This window comes from Variovorax sp. GW821-FHT10B04, assembly GCF_059415645.1.
The window spans coordinates 19,764-37,094 of sequence record NZ_JBWKNQ010000017.1 but is presented as its reverse complement, the minus strand read 5'-3'; the positions used below and the strand labels follow the sequence as shown (position 1 = coordinate 37,094).

The 17,331-nt window shown below is 68.3% G+C and carries 17 protein-coding genes; 3 read left to right on the top strand and 14 right to left on the bottom strand.

Annotated elements, in window-relative coordinates; genetic code table 11:
- Positions 1 to 148 precede the first annotated feature (148 nt).
- Complete coding sequence (locus AC07PZ_RS29420) at positions 149 to 1,141, bottom strand: DNA-binding protein (RefSeq protein ID WP_495298723.1); 993 nt, start codon at positions 1,139 to 1,141, stop codon at positions 149 to 151.
- Positions 1,142 to 1,251: 110 nt separating this feature from the next.
- Between AC07PZ_RS29420 and AC07PZ_RS29415 the strand changes: the two genes are divergently transcribed.
- Entirely contained in the window at positions 1,252 to 2,388 is a 1,137-nt protein-coding gene (locus AC07PZ_RS29415) for a site-specific integrase (RefSeq protein WP_495298722.1), read from the top strand.
- Here the strand turns inward: AC07PZ_RS29415 and AC07PZ_RS29410 are convergent.
- From AC07PZ_RS29410 to AC07PZ_RS29390, 5 genes are read right to left on the bottom strand one after another with little or no spacing between them, the layout of a single operon-like run.
- A complete protein-coding gene (locus AC07PZ_RS29410; RefSeq protein WP_495298721.1) occupies positions 2,378 to 2,626 on the bottom strand; it encodes a DUF6285 domain-containing protein in 249 nt (82 codons plus the stop codon). The genes AC07PZ_RS29415 and AC07PZ_RS29410 overlap by 11 nt on opposite strands.
- A gap of 58 nt (positions 2,627 to 2,684) precedes the next feature.
- The gene (locus tag AC07PZ_RS29405) at positions 2,685 to 3,284 is read right to left on the bottom strand and encodes a DUF2889 domain-containing protein (RefSeq protein WP_495298720.1); all 600 of its coding nucleotides are present in this window, start codon (positions 3,282 to 3,284) and stop codon (positions 2,685 to 2,687) included.
- A gap of 7 nt (positions 3,285 to 3,291) precedes the next feature.
- The gene (locus tag AC07PZ_RS29400; RefSeq protein ID WP_495298719.1) at positions 3,292 to 4,485 is read right to left on the bottom strand and encodes a CaiB/BaiF CoA transferase family protein; all 1,194 of its coding nucleotides are present in this window, start codon (positions 4,483 to 4,485) and stop codon (positions 3,292 to 3,294) included.
- Between the two features lies 1 nt (position 4,486).
- Entirely contained in the window at positions 4,487 to 5,317 is an 831-nt protein-coding gene (locus AC07PZ_RS29395; protein ID WP_495298718.1) for an enoyl-CoA hydratase-related protein, read from the bottom strand.
- A 16-nt stretch (positions 5,318 to 5,333) separates the two neighbouring features.
- Complete coding sequence (locus AC07PZ_RS29390; RefSeq protein WP_495298717.1) at positions 5,334 to 6,494, bottom strand: acyl-CoA dehydrogenase family protein; 1,161 nt, start codon at positions 6,492 to 6,494, stop codon at positions 5,334 to 5,336.
- 198 nt (positions 6,495 to 6,692) lie between these two features.
- On the opposite strand from AC07PZ_RS29390, the gene AC07PZ_RS29385 reads away from it, so the two are divergent.
- A complete protein-coding gene (locus tag AC07PZ_RS29385) occupies positions 6,693 to 7,289 on the top strand; it encodes a TetR/AcrR family transcriptional regulator (protein WP_495298716.1) in 597 nt (198 codons plus the stop codon).
- Between the two features lie 85 nt (positions 7,290 to 7,374).
- Here the strand turns inward: AC07PZ_RS29385 and AC07PZ_RS29380 are convergent, their stop codons facing one another.
- The 7 genes from AC07PZ_RS29380 to AC07PZ_RS29350 form a co-directional block, all read right to left on the bottom strand.
- Positions 7,375 to 8,535, bottom strand: a complete 1,161-nt coding sequence (locus AC07PZ_RS29380; protein ID WP_495298715.1) for an ABC transporter substrate-binding protein — start codon at positions 8,533 to 8,535, stop codon at positions 7,375 to 7,377.
- A gap of 60 nt (positions 8,536 to 8,595) precedes the next feature.
- Positions 8,596 to 9,642, bottom strand: a complete 1,047-nt coding sequence (locus AC07PZ_RS29375) for a branched-chain amino acid ABC transporter permease (RefSeq protein ID WP_495298714.1) — start codon at positions 9,640 to 9,642, stop codon at positions 8,596 to 8,598.
- A gap of 1 nt (position 9,643) precedes the next feature.
- Entirely contained in the window at positions 9,644 to 10,516 is an 873-nt protein-coding gene (locus tag AC07PZ_RS29370) for a branched-chain amino acid ABC transporter permease (protein WP_495298713.1), read from the bottom strand.
- The gene (locus AC07PZ_RS29365; RefSeq protein WP_495298712.1) at positions 10,513 to 12,384 is read right to left on the bottom strand and encodes an AMP-dependent synthetase/ligase; all 1,872 of its coding nucleotides are present in this window, start codon (positions 12,382 to 12,384) and stop codon (positions 10,513 to 10,515) included. Before AC07PZ_RS29365 ends, AC07PZ_RS29370 begins: the two co-directional genes overlap by 4 nt.
- On the bottom strand, positions 12,377 to 13,201 hold the full coding sequence (locus AC07PZ_RS29360) for an ABC transporter ATP-binding protein (protein WP_495298711.1): 825 nt from the start codon (positions 13,199 to 13,201) through the stop codon (positions 12,377 to 12,379). Before AC07PZ_RS29360 ends, AC07PZ_RS29365 begins: the two co-directional genes overlap by 8 nt.
- Positions 13,198 to 13,992, bottom strand: a complete 795-nt coding sequence (locus tag AC07PZ_RS29355) for an ABC transporter ATP-binding protein (RefSeq protein WP_495298710.1) — start codon at positions 13,990 to 13,992, stop codon at positions 13,198 to 13,200. The genes AC07PZ_RS29360 and AC07PZ_RS29355 overlap by 4 nt, the downstream gene beginning before the upstream one ends.
- 195 nt (positions 13,993 to 14,187) lie before the next feature.
- Entirely contained in the window at positions 14,188 to 15,471 is a 1,284-nt protein-coding gene (locus AC07PZ_RS29350) for an NAD(P)/FAD-dependent oxidoreductase (RefSeq protein WP_495298709.1), read from the bottom strand.
- A gap of 176 nt (positions 15,472 to 15,647) precedes the next feature.
- On the opposite strand from AC07PZ_RS29350, the gene AC07PZ_RS29345 reads away from it, so the two are divergent.
- Positions 15,648 to 16,268, top strand: coding sequence for a TetR/AcrR family transcriptional regulator (locus AC07PZ_RS29345; protein WP_495298708.1), 621 nt, complete (start codon positions 15,648 to 15,650; stop codon positions 16,266 to 16,268).
- Positions 16,269 to 16,290: 22 nt separating this feature from the next.
- Here the strand turns inward: AC07PZ_RS29345 and AC07PZ_RS29340 are convergent, their stop codons facing one another.
- Positions 16,291 to 17,319, bottom strand: a complete 1,029-nt coding sequence (locus AC07PZ_RS29340) for a hypothetical protein (RefSeq protein WP_495298707.1) — start codon at positions 17,317 to 17,319, stop codon at positions 16,291 to 16,293.
- Positions 17,320 to 17,331 lie beyond the last annotated feature (12 nt).

Here is a 17,331-nt window from a genome sequence, read left to right as displayed (position 1 = left end):
AGACGCAATCGGCCATCCGCGAAGAAGGGACGAAAGATTATGGAGTCAGGTCTTCTTCCGGGCGCCGGAATTGAAGCGTCGGGGCAATACGAAAATATTCAGAATCACTTCGCGTCGACTCCATCGGCATGACCCGCGGCACGGGGGATCAGCGCCGCCGGGAGTTCACTCGTCGGACTGCCACCGATCCCGCGACGGCGTTGCGCACGCCCTTCGTTCGTGACGTCTCCTGCACCAGGAGCTCTTCGGCGAGACGCCGCTCGAGCTCGGTGATGCGGTCTTTTCGGAGCCCGAGTTCGGCGTCCGCGCCGGCCGCAGCCGCTTCGAGTTCGATCAGCCGGCGCGCCTGGACGAGCACCTCCTGCTCCGCCGCCCGCAAGGCTGCGACTGCTTCATCCCTGCTCTCAGCCAGCTTGCGTTGGCTCTCGGCCGCTTGAGCGGCTTCCTTGGCGCTGGCAGCCGTCGCCTTCCTCGCTTCTTCGCGCGCCCGATCGACTTCGAGCAGCGAGCGCTTCTGCTGGGCGTCGTGACGCTCCTCGCGCTGCCTGTCGGCCTGGTCGCGCGCAGCCATCCCGACCGCGTGGTCGTCGCGCAGCCGTTGCTGGTCTGCCTGCGCTGCAGCCAAGGCGGATCTGGCCTGATCGACCTGGCTTTCCAGCGCTGCCTGCCGCTGACGCGCCCCTTCGAGCTGCCGTTCCAGCCCGCCGATGGTTTCGTTGGCCTTCGAGAGCGCGGCTTCGAGCGACGCCTGCAGGTCCGCGAAAGCCGCTTGCTTCTTCCGGTGTTCGTCCTCCGCAACGGTCAATGCATCACTGCGCTCGTCGAGCTGCCGCCGCTGCGCCGCGACCGCCTCCCTGGCCAGTTCGGAGGCTTCCTTCCGCGCCGTGTCCCAGAGCGCCTTCGCACTGGCCACGACATCGGCCGGCATGCGGTAGCCCGCCTCCTCGTCCGTCGGCGGCGTCACGCCGAGCCGACCCGGCAGCGTTTTGAACCAGGAATCCAGCATCGGACTGACCGTGTTCGGCGACCCGCTGCCCAGTTTTTGCCGCACCCGCTCGATCGTCGGGCGCTCACCCGCAGCGATCAACGCATCGGCCGCGGCCCAGACCTGGTGCTCCTGAATGCCTCGCGAACTTTTCATGGGAGATGTCCTTGTTTCGTCCGATATTTGGTCCCGATAATGGAAGATTATCGAACGCAAAATAATAATTGCATTCGACATCATACATTTCACATGTATAAATTATGAATATGCAGCTGCCCGCCCTCGCCCGCCCCGTTTCGCGTCCGCCGCAGCCCCTGCTCGATCCGCAAAAGCTCTCGAGCGTCGCCGAGGATGCCGTGCGCGCCCTGCTGCACGAGGGCGATTCAGAAAACACGCTGATGTCGTACCGTTCGGCGTTGAAGTACTGGGCCGGCTGGTTCTTCATCCGCTACGGGCAGGCGCTGGCGCTGCCGGTCGCGGTGCCGGTGGTCATGCAGTTCATCGTCGATCACGCCGCACGGACCACCAAGGACGGGCTCGTGTCGGAACTGCCACCCGAACTCGACCAGGCGCTCGTCGATCACGGATTCAAGACCCGGCTCGGGCCGCCAGCCCTGAACACCCTGTCCCACCGGCTTTCGGTGCTGTCGAAGACCCACCAGCTCGCCGGCCAGCCCAACCCCTGCGCCGAGGCGGTCGTGCGGGAGCTGCTGGCCAAGACGCGTCGCGCCTATGCCAAGCGCGGCGCCGGGCCGCGCAAGCAGGACGCGCTCACGCGTTCACCGCTGGAGGCGATCCTCGCGACCTGCGACGACTCGCTCAAGGGAAAGCGCGATCGCGCGCTGTTGCTGTTCGCCTGGGCCACGGGCGGGCGCAGGCGTTCCGAGGTGACATCGGCGACCTGGGAGAACCTGCGCAAGGTGGAGGCCGGCGCGTACCTTTATCGGCTGGCGTTCTCGAAGACGAACCAGGCCGGCGTGCAGCGCGCCGAAGACATGAAGCCATTGGTCGGTGCCGCGGCGATCGCCATGGAGTCCTGGCTCGCGGCAAGCCACATTGCCTCGGGCGCACTTTTTCGCCGCATCCGCAAGGGTGGGCATCTGGGTGAAGCGCTCAGTCCGGCCGCGGTGCGCGACATCGTGCAGGCGCGCTGCGCGCTCGCCGGCATCGAGGGGTCGTTTGCCGCGCATTCGCTGCGCTCGGGCTTCGTGACCGAAGCCGGACGCCAGAACGTGCCGCTCGCCGAAACGATGGCCATGACGGGGCATCGCAGCGTGGCGACGGTCGTGGGGTATTTCAGGAGCGAAGCCGGGTTGTCGAGTCGCGCTGCGCAGTTGCTGGATCAACCGGCGGAGAACAACGGGAACGCAGCTTCCCGAGTAGATGCCAAGGCTACGCAGTGACCTCGGGCGCCCACGCGTAGCCCGGCTGCTCGATGGCTAGCCGATCGAGCGCCGTCCGCTGCAGATGCGTCAGCAACCCGGGCGCGCCCAACGCGATGGATGCGTCGCCGATGCGACGGCACAGCTCGGCTCTCAGCGCGTCGAGCCGGGGTTCCGGCGAGTCGAGCCATTGCTGGAGCCGATGCCGTTCGGTGTCCGAGGCTGCGGCCGGCACGGATGCCCTCGAACACGTCGCCATCGGCCGGATCCTGGCGGTTCAGGTATTCCGCCATGCCGAAACCGGTGCGCGCACCCACCTAGTTCTTGTCTGGGGTCGTAGGCGGCGGCGATGGCGGCACCGGCGCCAGCATGTGCTTGAAGTGCCGCATCACGACCTCGCCGTCGAGCCGCAGGGCATGGCAGCCGCCCAGCGGAGAGCTGCGGGTCCGGCCGCTGCCGACCTCGGCCGTGTCGAAACTGTCCTGGTCGGACCAGACGATCTGGAAGGCGGTCGTCGCCATCACCGGCAGCAGCTCCGTCAGGTGCGTGCAGCCCTCGATGCCGCGGAACATGCGCTTGACGCGCTGCGTGAAGCCGGCCTCGATGCGCAGGCCGGCCAGCTGGGCATAGGCCGGTGCGATGCGCCCGCACACGTCGTACGGCGTCTCGAGCGACTGCGCGACCGCCTCGCGGATCACGAAGTCGCGACCGACCGTGAGGCGCAAGCGCATGTGGTGGATCGGCGCGTTCGGCTGCACGTGCCGCTCGGGCAACTCCAGCGCGGTGGGCTTGGTGTCGACCAGCGTGCCTTCGATGTCGAACAGGCCGTCGTCGCGCGCGAAACCTTCGCATTCGATGCGGCGCAGGTGGACGCGGTGGCGGGCGACGGACGGCGGGTTCAACAGGGCTTCGGTCATCGCCTGATCATGGCGCAACGCGTGCCGTGTCGTCGTCGATGGGGGATTGGTGCACCACGCCCGCAGCGACCAGCTCGGCGATCTGCGCCGGGCTGCGGCCGAGTTCGGCCAGCATCGCCGCCGTGTCGCGGCCGATCCGCGGTGCCGCGGCAGGCAGTTCGCTCGGCGTGCGGTGGAAGCGCGGCGCCGGCGCGGGCTGCAGCACGCCGTCGCTTTCGAGGAAGGTGCCACGCGCGCGGTTGTGCGGATGTCGCGGCGCCTCGCGCATCGACAGCACCGGCGCGAAGCAGGCGTCGCTGCCTTCGAGCAGCCGACACCAGTCGTCGCGATCGCGCGTGCGGATCAGCGCGGCCAGCCGGTTCTTGAGTTCAGGCCAGTCGTCGCGCTCCCATTGGCGGGCGAACAGCGGATCGTCGATGCCGCACTTCTGCAGCAGCTCGCGGTAGAACTGCGGCTCGATCGGGCCGAGCGCGATATAGCGCCCATCGGCGCATTCGTAAGTGCCATAGAACGGCGCCGCACCATCGAGGAAGTTGCTCTCGCGCTCGTCGCGCCAGAAGCCCTTGGCCATCAGGCCGTACTGCGCCGACATCAGCAGCGCGGCGCCGTCGCTCATGGCCGCATCGACCACCTGGCCCTGGCCCGATCGGCGCGCCTCGAACAAGGCGGACACCACGCCCAGCGCCAGCAGCATGCCGCCACCACCGTAGTCGCCGATCAGGTTGAGCGGCACGGCCGGTGGCCGGTCCTTCGGCCCCATGGCATGCAGGGCACCGGAGATGGCGATGTAGTTGATGTCGTGGCCGGCCGCCTGCGACAGCGGGCCGTCCTGGCCCCAGCCGGTCATGCGGCCATAGACCAGCCGCGGGTTGCGCGTCAGGCACGGCTCGGGGCCGAGCCCGAGTTTCTCCGTCACGCCCGGCCGGAAGCCTTCGATCAGGACATCGGCCTGCGCGACCAGGTCGAGCACCGTCGCCACGCCGCGCGGGTCCTTGGTGTTGATGGCGATCGACGTGCGCCCGCGGTCGACGATCCCGTCGTTCTGCATCAGCGCCGCCATCCCCTCGGGCCGGCCGGGCGGCGGTATGCGGTCGATGCGCAGCACGCGCGCGCCCATGTCGGCCAGCAGCATGCCGGCAAAGGGGCCAGGGCCGATCCCGGCCAGTTCGATGACGGTGACGCCTTGCAGTGGTCCGGCCAATTCAGTCCTTCAGGTAGCGGCCGGCGAAGGCCGGCCGGCGGCGTTCCAGGAAGGCCCGCACGCCTTCGGCGAACTCGGGCCGGTCGATCAGTTCGCGCTGACGTTCGCGCTCATGGTCGAGCTGCGCGGGCAGCGTGGCCGTCTCCGCGTGGTCATGCAGCGCACGCGCTTCCGCCACCGCATGCGCTGGCAGCGCAGCCAGGCGCGCCGCGATGCGGCCGACTTCGGCGGCCAGCGCGTCGTCGTCGACGCAGGTCCAGATCAGGCCCCAATGCTCGGCCTCTTCGGCGCTCAGCTTGTCGCCCAGCAGCGTGAGTCCGAGCGAGCGCGTGCGGCCCACCGCGCGCTGCATGAACCAGGTGCAGCCCATGTCGGGCACCAGGCCGAGCGCCGGCGCGAAGGGCAGGTAGAAATAGGCGGAACGCGCCGCCACCACGATGTCGGCCGCGAGCACCACGCCGACGCCGCCGCCGGCCACCGCGCCGTGCATCGCGCAGACCACCGGCACGGGCAGCGTGCGCAGCGCCTGCACGAACACGTTGCCGCCGTCCGCCATCAACTGTGCGGTCTGCTCGCCCAGGCTCGGTGCGCCGGGCTCCGGCGGCTGCGACAGCGTGCGGCCCATGGCACCCAGGTCGGCACCGGAACAGAAACCCCGGCCGTTGGCGGCCAGCACCAGCGCGCGCACGCCGCGGTCGTCCCGCACCTGCCGGAGCGCGGCCAACGCGTCCAGCAGCAACGCGGGCGACAGCGGGTTCATGCGCTCGGGGTCGTCGAAGGTCAGCGTGGCGATGCCTGCGTCGACGCGGTAGTTCACCAGGGGTCGGCCCATCGGATGCGACCGCCGATCACATGCGCTTGGCGACTTCTTCGAGCATCACCTCGGTCGCGCCGCCGCCAATGGTGAGGATGCGCGCGTCGCGCACCATGCGCTCGATCGGCGTGCCGGTGATGTAGCCGATGCCGCCGTGCAGCTGCAGGCAGCCGTGCAGCACCTCCTGCAGCGCCTCGCAGACGAAGGCCTTGACCATCGAGACCTCGCGCACCACGTCCTTGCCCTCGTCGATCATCTGCGCGCAGCTGTAGACCATGGTGCGGCAGGCGAAGGTCTTGGCGGCCATCGCGGCCAGCTTGTTGCGCACCACCGGCTGTTCCCACAGCGTCTTGCCGAACGCCTTGCGCTGCTTCATGTAGTCGAGCGTCATCTCGATGCCCTTGGCCATCTGGCCCACGCTCATCGCGCCGGCCACCAGCCGCTCGTTCTGGAAGGTGCTCATGATGTAGTAGAAGCCCTTGCCCTCCTCGCCCAGCAGCGCGTCCTCCGGCAGGCGCAGATCGTCGAGAAAGAGCTCGGCGGTGTCGGACGCGCGCCAGCCGTGCTTGTCGAACTGGCGTGCCACCTTCAGCCCCGGGTTGCCCTTCTCGACGATGAACAGCGAGATGCCACGGCTGCCCTTGGCTTCGGGGTCGGTCCGCGCGGCCACGATGTAGATGTCGCCGTGCACGCCGTTCGTGATGAAGGTCTTCGAGCCGTTGAGCAACCAGCCGTCGGGCGTGCGCACGGCGCGGGTCTTCAGGCCCGCCACGTCGGAGCCCGCATGGGCTTCGGTCACGCAGACCGCGCCGATCTTCTCGCCGGCGCAGGCGGCCGGCAGGTAGCGCTGCTTCTGCGCATGCGTGCCGCGGTGCGCGATGTGGCCGATCGACATGTCGCTGTGCACCGTGAAGGCGCTGGCCACGCCGCCGAAGGTGCTGCGCGAGATCTCCTCGCCCAGCACGACCGACGCCATGGCGCCCATGCCGCCGCCGCCGTACTCGACCGGATGGCGCATGCCCAGAAAGCCCAGCGCGCCGAAGTCGCGGAACGCCTGTCGCGGGATCTCGCCGGCCAGCTCCCAGGCATCGGCCTGCGGCACGATGACCTCGTCGACATAGCGACGGATCTGCGTGCGGACCATGCGCAGGTCTTCGTCGAGCAGATCGGGTTCCTGGAATTCGAATTCGTTCATCGGCAGCTTTCGCGGAATGAGGAGAAGGCACCGGCAGTGCCGGCATTGGTTCTATTATAGACCGACGTGTCGGCTTATAAAAAGAGCCTGGCTTGCGCCAGATCAAGAGCGCCGGGGGCGCTGGCTGTAACATTCCGGCCCTTGCGAGTGCCGGCCGACCGGGCCCGGCACCGCACCCCAGTTCAAGAGAGAAACGACATGCCACGCGTACGCGCCGACGACTACGATGCCAAGACGCAGACGATCCTGGACAGTGCCGCATCGCTGTTTGCCAAAGTCGGCTACCCCAACGCCAAGATGCAGGACATCGCCAAGGCCTGCGGTGCATCGAAGTCGATGCTCTATCACTACTTCCCGACCAAGGACGACCTGCTCTTCGCCATGCTGGAAGAGCATCTGCAGAAGGTGATCAGCGGGCTCGAGGAAGTCGCTGCGCAGGCCGGCCCGGTGCAGGCGCGCTTCGCGGCCTTCGTGCAGGTGTATGCGCAGAAATCCACGCAGTCGCGCCGCCGCCACGTGACCGCCATGAACGACGTGAAGTTCCTGCCGAAGAACCTGCAGACGCCGCTGCTGCAGCTGGAAGCACGGGTCACCGACCTGACGGCGGAGATGCTCGAACAGCTGAATCCGGGCCTGACCGACTCGGTCTACAAGCCCTACGCGATGCTGCTGCTGGGCATGCTCAACTGGACCGACTACTGGTACAAGCCGACCGGACCGATGAAGCCGCAGGAACTGTGCGAGCGCATCTCGCGGCTCTACCTGCAGGGCTTTCTCGACGAGAAGGCGGGCTGATCGCCCTCTTCAGCACTGGCGCGAGACATCGCCTCCGTTGGCAGGCCGGTCCGCGTCATCCGACCCGGCGATGCGCGCCGCCGGCTCACTCGACCGCGTTGTAGTTCGCGCTGGCCGGGTCGGCCTTGAACAGCGAGAGCCTGGGCGCGGCCAGGTGGTTGGTGGCACTGAAGCTGATGGGCGTCATCACGCCGGTCTCGAGATTGCTGACCTTGGCCAGTTCGGCGTTGGTGCAGTCCCACGTGAGGGCCTTGCCGCAGCGGCCCATGGCGTCGAGCAGCGCACGCGTCGACGCATAGCCGGTGAAGGTGTAGCGGTTCACGCGGCCCAGTTCCTCGGGCGAGAGGTGCTTGGCCAGCTTGTCCATGAAGGGCTTGGCCTGCGGCGAGTTCTCCAGGTACACGTAGTCGACCGTGTAGACGTTGGCGCCCGCCGAGCCCATCATCTTGGCGCTGGCGGGCACGCGCGACACGTAGGTCACGCCCACCGGGATGTTGGCGCCGATGCGCTCGAGCTCCTTGGCCATGGTGATGTTCTCGCCCAGCACGCCGCCGGCCATCAGCGCTTCGGCACCGGCCTGCTTGATCTTGAGGATCTCGGACGAGAAGTCCGACTGGCCCTTCTTGAAGATCTGGGTCGACACCACCTGCAGCTTCTTGGCCTTGGCCGCGCGTTCGAAGCCCTGGCGCACGTTCTCGCCGTAGTCGTCGTCCTGCGAGATCAGCGCCCACTTCTTGCCGGGGAAGCGGTCGGCCATGCGCGACACCAGTTCGTCCACCGCGTCGGCCATGTCGTAGCCCACTGCGAACACGTTCGCGATGGTCGGCTTGTACAGGCCTTCATAGGTGGTGATCGGTGCCATCGCGGGCACGCCCGACTGCTTGAGGATCGGCATGGCCGCCTGTGCCTGCGCCGTGCCCGAGATCGATGTGAAGGCGAACACCTTGTCGTTGTTGATCAACTTGCGCACACCCTGGATGGTGCGCGAGGGCACGTAGCCGTCGTCCTCGGACACCAGGCGCAGCTTGCGGCCGTTGATGCCGCCGGCGGCGTTGGCCTCGGCCAGCGCCACCTTGACGCCGAGGTTGTGCGCCACGCCCAGCAGGGCCGGCGGGCCGGTCAGCGGCAGGATGTCGCCGATCACGATTTCCGTGTCGGTGACGCCCTGCTGCTGCGCAGCCGCGGGGCCGAAGGCGCCCGCGGCCAGCAGTGCGGCAGCGGCGAGTGTGGTGAGTCTCCTGTTCATGCAAGCTCCTTTTGTATGTGGCCTGGGGCCATCGTTAGGTCGGACGTCGGAAAGATCAGTTCAGTAGCGCAGCGGCCAGTGCACCCAGGTGTGGCGCAGGTCGTGCCACATGCCGCGCAGGCCGCGCGGGTCGAAGCGCAGGAAGCCGATCACGGCCAGGCCGTACAGGATGGTCTTCACCTCGTGCGCACGGGTGGCCATGCTGTCGGCCAGCTGGCCGCCGATGGCGGCCATCAGCCAGCCGAACACCTCGGGCATCGTCAGGATGAAGACGGTGCCCAGCACCGCTCCCAGCACCGAGCCGATGCCGCCCACGACGATGATCGCCAGCGCCTCGATGCTCAGCAGGAAGGGGTAGCCCTCGACCGAGACGATGTTCATGTACATGCCCATCAGTGCACCGGCCACGCCCGTCAGCGCCGCGCTGATCAGGAAGGCCAGCAGCTTGTAGCGCACGAGGCTCACGCCCATGGTGCGTGCGGCGATGTCGTTGTCGCGGATGGCGACCAGCGCGCGGCCGACGTACGAGCGGCGCAGGTTGAGCACCAGCAGCACGGCCAGCACCGCCATGGCCAGGCAGAACCAGTAGAAGGCGCGGTCGCTCGACAGGTTCATGCCCAGCATCACCGGGCGCTCGATCATGATGCCGCTGCCCGCGCCGGTGAATTTGCCGCCGGCCAGGATCGCGGCGCTGACGATGTAGCTGAATGCCAGCGTGGTGATCGCCAGGTACAGCCCGTGCAGGCGCAGCGAGGGCAGCCCCACGATCAGGCCGAATACCGCCGGTGCCACCGCCGACAGCACCAGCGCCAGCTCGGGTGGCAGCCCGAGCCGCGTGACGCCGATGGCGTAGGCGTAGCCGCCCAGCATCAGGAACCCCACATGGCCCAGCGAGATCAGGCCGGTGAAGCCGGTGAGCACCATGAGCCCGAGCGCGCCCACGATCGTGAACAGGATCGTCGTCAGGTGCGACAGCATGAAGTTGCCGACCACGGCGGGTGCCGCCACCAGCAGCACCAGCAGCAGTGCCGTCCAGCCCTTGACCGCCGGGGAGTCGGTGAGGACGACGAAGTCCCGGTACCGTTGCTTGAAGAAACCGCTTCGCATCTCAGACCCTCTCGATCCGTTTTTCACCGAACAGCCCGAAGGGCCGCACCATCAACACCACCAGGATCAGCACGAAGCCGGCGATCTCCTTGAGCGTGCTCGGCAGGTAGCCGCCCACCAGGTTCTCGAGCACGCCGATGGCCAGGCCGCTCACGGCCGAGCCCAGCACCGCGTCGAAGCCGCCCAGCACCGTGGCCGGAAAGGCCTTGAGCCCGATCTCGTAGATGGTGGGCGCGAGCCCGTAGATCACCGCGAAGAACGCGCCGGCCAGGCCGGCCAGGCCCGACGCCGCGGCCCAGGCCACGGCCTGCACGCGCGCGGTCGACACGCCCATCAGGCGCGCCGTCTTCTCGTCGGCGGCCACCGCGCGCATGGCCACGCCGAAGCGGCTCTTGCGCAGGAAGACCCAGAAGCCGGCAATGGCCACCAGCAGCACGCCGATCACCGCGATCTGGCTGCTCCGCATGCCGATGCCGCCCACGTTTACCAGCGTGTCGGCGCCCTCCACCGCGAACTTGTGCGGCGCCGCGCCCCAGACCATGGTGACCACCGAGCGCAGCACCACGGCCAGCCCGACGGTGACCAGCACCACCGACAGCACGGGCTCGCCCAGCATCGGCCGCATCACCAGCCGCTCGCACAGCAGGCCCAGCACGGCGCCCACGACCACCGCCACCAGCACGGTGGAGATGGCGTTGGTGCCCAGCAGGGTCGCGAGCGACCACGAGGTGTAGGCGGTCAGCATGCCCATCTCGCCCTGCGCGAAATTGACGATGCCGGTGGACTTGTAGATGACCGCGAAGCTCATGGCCACCAGGCCGTAGATCGCGCCGATCGCGAGGCCGGAGACGACCAGTTCGATGAAGTAGTTCATGCCGGGCTGCCGTAGATCTGTTCGAGCTCGCGTGCGAACTTCTTGTTGATGAGGCCACGGCGCACCTTCTGCGTCGCCGTGAGTTCGCCGTCGTCGTGGTCGAGTTCCTTCTCCAGGATCACGAAGCGCCGCACGTTCTCGACCCGCGCGAAGCGGCCGTTGACGGCGTCGACCACGCCCTGCACCAGCTCGATCACCTCGGGCAGCAGGGAGAGCGACTTGTAGGTGGTGTATTGCAGGCTGCGTTCGGCGGCCCAGCGCCCGACGGTGTCGAAGTCGATCTGGATCAGGCCGCCCAGGAACTTCTTGCCCTCGCCCACCACGATCGCCTCGCGCACGTAGGGGCTGTCCTTCAGCGCGTTCTCGATCTCCGAGGGCGCGATGTTCTTGCCGCCGCTGGTGATGATGATGGCCTTCTTGCGGTCCACCACCGTGATCTCGCGCAGGCCGTCGCGCTCGTGCACCTCGACGATGTCGCCGCTGGCCAGCCAGCCGTCGGGCAGCAGCACGTCGGCACTGCCCTTGTCGTCGAACAGGTAGCCGCGGAACACGCCGGGCGAGCGCACCAGCACCTCGTTGTCGTCGCCCAGGCGCCATTCGGTGCCCGGCAGCTCGGGGCCGCAGCTGCCCGCCACATGCGGGCGCCCTGCGCGCTGCACGAACGACAGGCCGCCGGCTTCGGTGAGCCCGTAGCCCTGCCCCACCGGCAGGCCGATGATGTCGAAGAAGCGCAGCGTCTCCGGCGACACCGACGCGCCGCCGCACATGCGCGTGTGCGTGCGGTTCAGTCCCATGTGGCGCTGCATGTTGCGAAACAGCAGCCAGTACCAGGCGAAGAACTCCAGCCGGTCGGCGGTGCTGCCCGCGTCGCCCCGTTCGGCGCGACGGTCGGACAGCACGCGGCCGCGCCGCATGCCGCGCCGGTACAGCGCGCGCTGCAGTCGGCCGCTGTCCTTCATGCGGAACTCGAAGTGCTGCTGCAGCTTTTCCCAGATGCGCGGCACGCCCAGGAAGAAGGTGGGTGCGACCTCGCGGATGTTGGTGGCGACCGTGTCGATCGACTCCGCGAAATTGACGGTGCCGCCGGTGATCAGGTGCAGCACGGTCGAGTAGCTGCGCTCGGCCACGTGGCACAGCGGCAGGTAGCACACCGACTCGAAGCGCTTGTCGAGCATGTCGCGCGCCGTGCCATAGGCGCAGGCGCCATAGATCATGTTGCGGTGCGACAGCATCGCGCCCTTGGGCGGCCCGGTGGTGCCGGACGTGTACACGAGGATCGCGACGTCGTCGGGCGTCAGGTCGTCGATCATCGCGTCCAGCCGCACGCCGGCCTGCGGATCGGCGGCCTCCAGCGCGCGGCCCAGCGCCAGCAGGTGCTCGAAACTGTGCGGCCGGCCCTCGGGGTAGCGGCGCAGGCCCTTCATGTCGACGCAGAACACCTCCTTCAGATGGGGCAGGCCGTCGCCGTTGGCCATCGCGTCGAGCACCTTGTCGGTCTGTTCCTGGTCGCCGGTGATCGCCACCTTGGCCTGGCAATGGCGCGCGATGTACTGCAGCTCGAGCCAGGGGTTGGTCGGGTAGATGCCGACCACCTGGATGCCCAGCATCTGTGCACCCAGGTCGGCGTGGAACCACTGGGGCACGTCCTCGCTGGCGATCACGATGCGGTCGCCGCGAACCAGGCCCAGGCTCATCAGGCCGAGCGCCGCGTCGCGGGCGTCGGCGTAGTACTGCGCCCAGGTGGTGCCCTTCCAGACACCCTGGACCTTCTCGCGCAGGGCGATGCGGTCACCGTGCTGCCGCGCGCGGTCGCGCAGCAGTTGCGGCATCACGCCTTCGCCGCGCACCAGCTTGTCGATGTCAGCCATGAGCGGCCTCCTCTCCCAGATAGGCCGCCAGCACGCGCGGATTGGCGGCGACCTCGGCCGGCGTGCCTTCGGCGATCAGGCAGCCGAAGTCCAGCACGTAAATGCGGTCGGACAGGTCCATCACCACCTGCATGTCGTGTTCGATCATCAGCACCGACACGCCGAATTCGTCGCGAATGTCCAGCGTGAAGCGCGCGATGTCTTCCTTCTCTTCGCGGTTCATGCCGGCCACGATCTCGTCGAGCAGCAGCAGCGTGGGCTCGCAGGCCAGCGCACGGCCGAGCTCGACGCGCTTCTGCTGGCCATAGGCGAGCTCCGACACGGGCTTGTCGCGCAGTTCCTCGATCTCGAGGAACTCGATGATCTGCTCGACCTTCTGGCGCGCGGCGACCTCTTCGCGGCGCGGCCGCCCCCAGAACATCAGCGACTCCAGCACGCTGTAGCGGAAGTGGATGTGGCGGCCGATCAGCAGGTTCTCGATCACCGTCCCGTGGCGGAACAGCGCGAGGTTCTGGAAGGTGCGGCCGATGCCGGCGCCGGCGTAGTCGGACGACTTGAGCGGCGCCGTGTCCTTGCCGCGCAACAGGATCTGTCCCGACGATGGCGGCAGCACGCCGCTGACCAGATTGAAGGTGGTGGTCTTGCCGGCGCCGTTGGGGCCGATCAGGCTCACGATCTGGCCGGGCATGACCTTCAGGCTCACGTCGCTCACGGCCTTTACACCGCCGAAGTTCTTCGAGATGCCGCGCACCTCGAGGATCGGCGTGGCCGCATCGGCGGCGCCCGTCACCGGGCTCGTCGTCTGCAAGGTGTTCACGACAGCCACCTCTTGCGACGCTTGTAGTGCTTCACGTCCTTCATGTGGGTGCGCTCGGCGCTGCCCGCGCCCTGGCCCAGGTAGAACTCGCGCACGTCGGCATTGCGGCGCAGCATCTCGGATGTGCCGTCGAGCACGATGCGGCCGTTTTCCATGATGTAGGCGTAGTCGGCGATGGCGAGCGCGCGCGTGGCGTTCTGCTCGACCAGCAGGATGGTCAGCCCACTGCTGTCGCGCAGGCCCTGGATGGCGTCGAAGATCTCCGACACGACCAGCGGCGCCAGTCCGAGCGAAGGCTCGTCGAGCGCCAGCAGCTTGGGGCGGCTCATCAGCGCGCGGCCGACCGCGACCATCTGCTGCTCGCCGCCCGAGAGATAGCCGGCGATATGGTCGCGCCGGTTCGCGAGCCGCGGGAACAGCGTGTAGACGTAGTCGCGGGTTTCGGCCAGGCTGCGCCTGTCCTGCAGGTGCGCGCCGACGACGAGGTTCTCGTCGACCGTGAGCGTCGCGAACAGGCGCCGCCCCTCGGGCACCTGCACCAGGCCGCGGCCGACGATCGCATGGGCCGACTCGCGCTCGATCGCATCGCCCTGCCAGCGCACGACGCCCTTCTCGATCTCCCCGTCCTCCGCGTCGAGCACGCCCGAGATCGCCTTGAGCACGGTCGACTTGCCCGCGCCGTTGGAACCCAGCAGCGCAACGATGCGCCCGGCCGACACCTCGAGCGAGACGTCGCGCACCGCCTCGATGGCGCCGCCATAGACGACCTGCATGTTCTGTACCGCCAGCATCGGCCCGGCTCCTGGCGGAGGGGGCGCGGCGGCTGGCGCGATGTGCATCGAACTCATCTTTCTTGTCTGCCTCTTGCTGTCGTGGGGAACGTTCGGCCGGGTTGGCGTCGTCGTCCCGGTTTCAATATTAGTCCGACCCGTCGGTCTGTGAATCGAGCGAATTGTGTCGCCTCGGCGCAGTGCGCGTGCTGGTACTTACCCGGACTGCGCGACGGCTGCGACGGCCGGCGGCTGCGTGGCGGGCAGCAGGTCCTTCAGTGGCACGCCATCGTCGGCCAGGCGCGCCGCATCGATCGGCAGGCCGGCGGCCACGAGGCGCTTGGCGACCATGAAATCCGCCGGCCGGCCGACCGCGTCCGCGGCGATCACCACGCCCGCTTTCAGATAGAAGGCGATGAAGCGCCGCGAGGCCGGATCGCCACGCAGCACGCAGTCGTCATGCCCCTGCGACAGGCCGACCATCTGCAGCTTGAGTTCGTACTGGTCGGACCAGAACCAGGGCACGGCGCGGTTGGGCCTGGGCTTGCCGCACAGCAACGATGCCGCGGCGCGCGCCTGCTCCAGCGCATTCGGCACCGACTCCAGCCGGACGCGGCGCCCGTACAGCGCGCTGTGGTGCACGGTGCAGTCGCCGGCCGCCACGATGTCGGGGTCGGAGGTTCGCGACAGCTCGTCGACCACGATGCCGCCGTCGACCTCCAGGCCGGCCGACTCGGCCAGTTCCACGTTGGGCAGCATGCCGATGCCCGCCACCACGATGTCGGCCACGATGCGCTCGCCCGAAGCACCGATGAGCGCGGCGATGGCGCCGTCGTCCGCCAGTTCGGCGCGTGCCACGATGAAGCCGGTGCGCAGTTGCACGCCCGCCTCGCGATGCACGTCTTCATAGAACGCCGCGACCCGCGCACCGGTGACGCGGGCCAGCACGCGCGGCAGCGCCTCGAGCACCGTGACTTCGGCGCCGAACTTGCGCGCGGAGGCGGCCAGTTCGAGGCCGACATAGCCGCCACCCACCACGACCACCCGAACGCCTTCGGCCATGCCCGCGCGGATGGCGTCGGCATCGGCCAGCGTGCGCAGGTAATGCAGGTTGCGCGGCCTGCCGTCGGCCGGCAGCCCGGGCAGCGACAGCGGCCGCGGGCGACCGCCGGTGCACAGCGCCAGCTTGCTGTAAGGCATGACGCGCCCGTCGTCGCACTGCACGGTGCGCGCGGCGCGGTCGATGCCGAGCAGCCGAACGCCCGCATGCACGTCCACCCTCGCCGTCGCATAGGCCGAGGCCGGCCGGAGTTCGAGCGCGTCGAGGGTCGCGGCACCGTGCAGGTAGGCCTTCGACAGCGGCGGCCGTTGATAGGGCAAGACGCCCTCGTCGCCGATCAGGTCGATGCGGCCGGCCCAGCCGAGCTGCCGCGCCGTGACCGCCAGTTCCGCGCCGGCATGCCCTGCGCCCACGATCAACAGCTTGTCGTCTTCATACATGGTTGTCCCCAATCGATGCGGCCGCCGCATCATCTATAGTTCGATCTTTGATAAACCGTCTCGTCGGTCTAATAATAAGTCGGACATTGCGCGGTGGCAAGGCATGCCGTCGGCTGGAAACGGGAATCCCCGCCCGCGCGGTGCCGGATCGACAGACGCTTCACGGAGGCCGGGACATGACACGCGTACGCGCAACCGATTACGACGACAAGCGGCAGTCCATCCTGGACCACGCCGCGGCCCTCTTCGCGCGCAAGGGCTTCGAGGGGTCGACCATGGTGGAGGTCGCGCTGGCCTGCGGCGCGTCCAAGTCGCACCTCTATCACTACTTCGCCCGCAAGGAGGACCTGCTGTTCGAGATCGTGCGGGTGCACATCGCGGCGCAGGCGGAGGAACTGGCGGAGATCGTCGCGCATCCCCTGCCGGCCGAAGTGCGCTTCGAGCAGTTCGTGGCCGCCTTCGTCGATCGCAGCGCCCAGTCGCGCAACGAGCATCTGGTGCTGATGAACGACATCAAGTTCCTGCCCGATGCGCAGCGCCGCGAAGTGCGCAAGCTCGAGAAGCAGCTGGTCGACCTGATGGCGGGCCTGCTGCATGAGATCAACCCCGGCCTGATGCCCGAAACCAGGCCGCGCCCGCCCTACGCCATGCTGCTGTTCGGCATGATCATCTGGACCTTCACCTGGTACGAGAAGAAGGGCCCGGTGCCGCCTCGCGAGCTGGCTGCGCGCATCTCGCAGCTGTTCGTGCACGGCTTCAAGGGCCAGGTTTTCGTGCGGCCTGCGCGGTCACGCTAACGATACCGCTGGGCTTGGGATGTCACCTGGTGCCGAACAGGGCGTTGCGTGCCGCATCCGACGGAAAGACGCAGGCGACGTCGTGGGCGCAGCCGGGCACGACCGTGACCTGGCGGTTCTTCTCGGGCGCCAGCATCTTGCGGTCGTATTCGGCATAGGCCTGGCCGCGCTGCAACCGGAAAGGCCCCTGGGCCATGGCGCCGCAGGATTTGTCGAGCAGCCGATAAGCGGTGCCGGGGTTGTTGGCGCCGTCGAGTTCGGCTTCGAGGTAGCGGATGTCGGCGGCGGCATAGCGGCTGCGGGCTTGGGCCGCACTGCTGCCGAGTTCGGCGGGCAGACCGTCGGTGCCGTATTTCCACCGGTTCACGCCGATGCAGTCGGCACCGGCGGCTTCGGGCCGGTAGGCGTCGAAATAGAGCCAGGTGCCGGGGTCGGACACCACGTAACGCAGCGTCAGCGAACGCTCGGCAGGCGGATGGGCGAAGCCGATGTAGTGCTGCACCATTTGCGCACCCGCCGAGAAACCAGCCAGGGTGATGCCCTGCAGGCTGGGCCAGCGCCGGGCCAGTTCGGCGATCAGCGCATCCATGGCGGCGAAGGACGTCGGCTGCGCACCATTGGTGGCGCGCTCGCCATCGAGCCACGAGGAGCAGGTCCAGAGCAGATCGCCATCTTGCGGGTCGGGCGTGCCAGGGGCATTGCATTTGGCCGACCGGTTGGCAGCGACCTGGAACACCGGCGCGATGACCAGGGTGTCGCCCATCGCACCCGCGTTCCTGGCCGCCTGCAGCGTGGCGTCGAAGGTGCGGTTGGCATCCCGGGGATGGCCGTGCATGGCGACGATGGCATTCACCGGTGCGGCGCCCTCGGGCAGCGACGCGTAGAAATGCAGCGCGCCCCCGCCCTGCGGGAGTTGGAATGACTGGTAGCACGCGGGCCCGGCACCGTGCTGGCAGGCGTCGGGATCGGCCGACGCGGCAGCGGCATGGAATGACGCGGCGGCCGCCAGGCTCACGGCCAGCAGGCGGGACAACAGGGTGATCTTTTTCATGGGCGCTTGCTC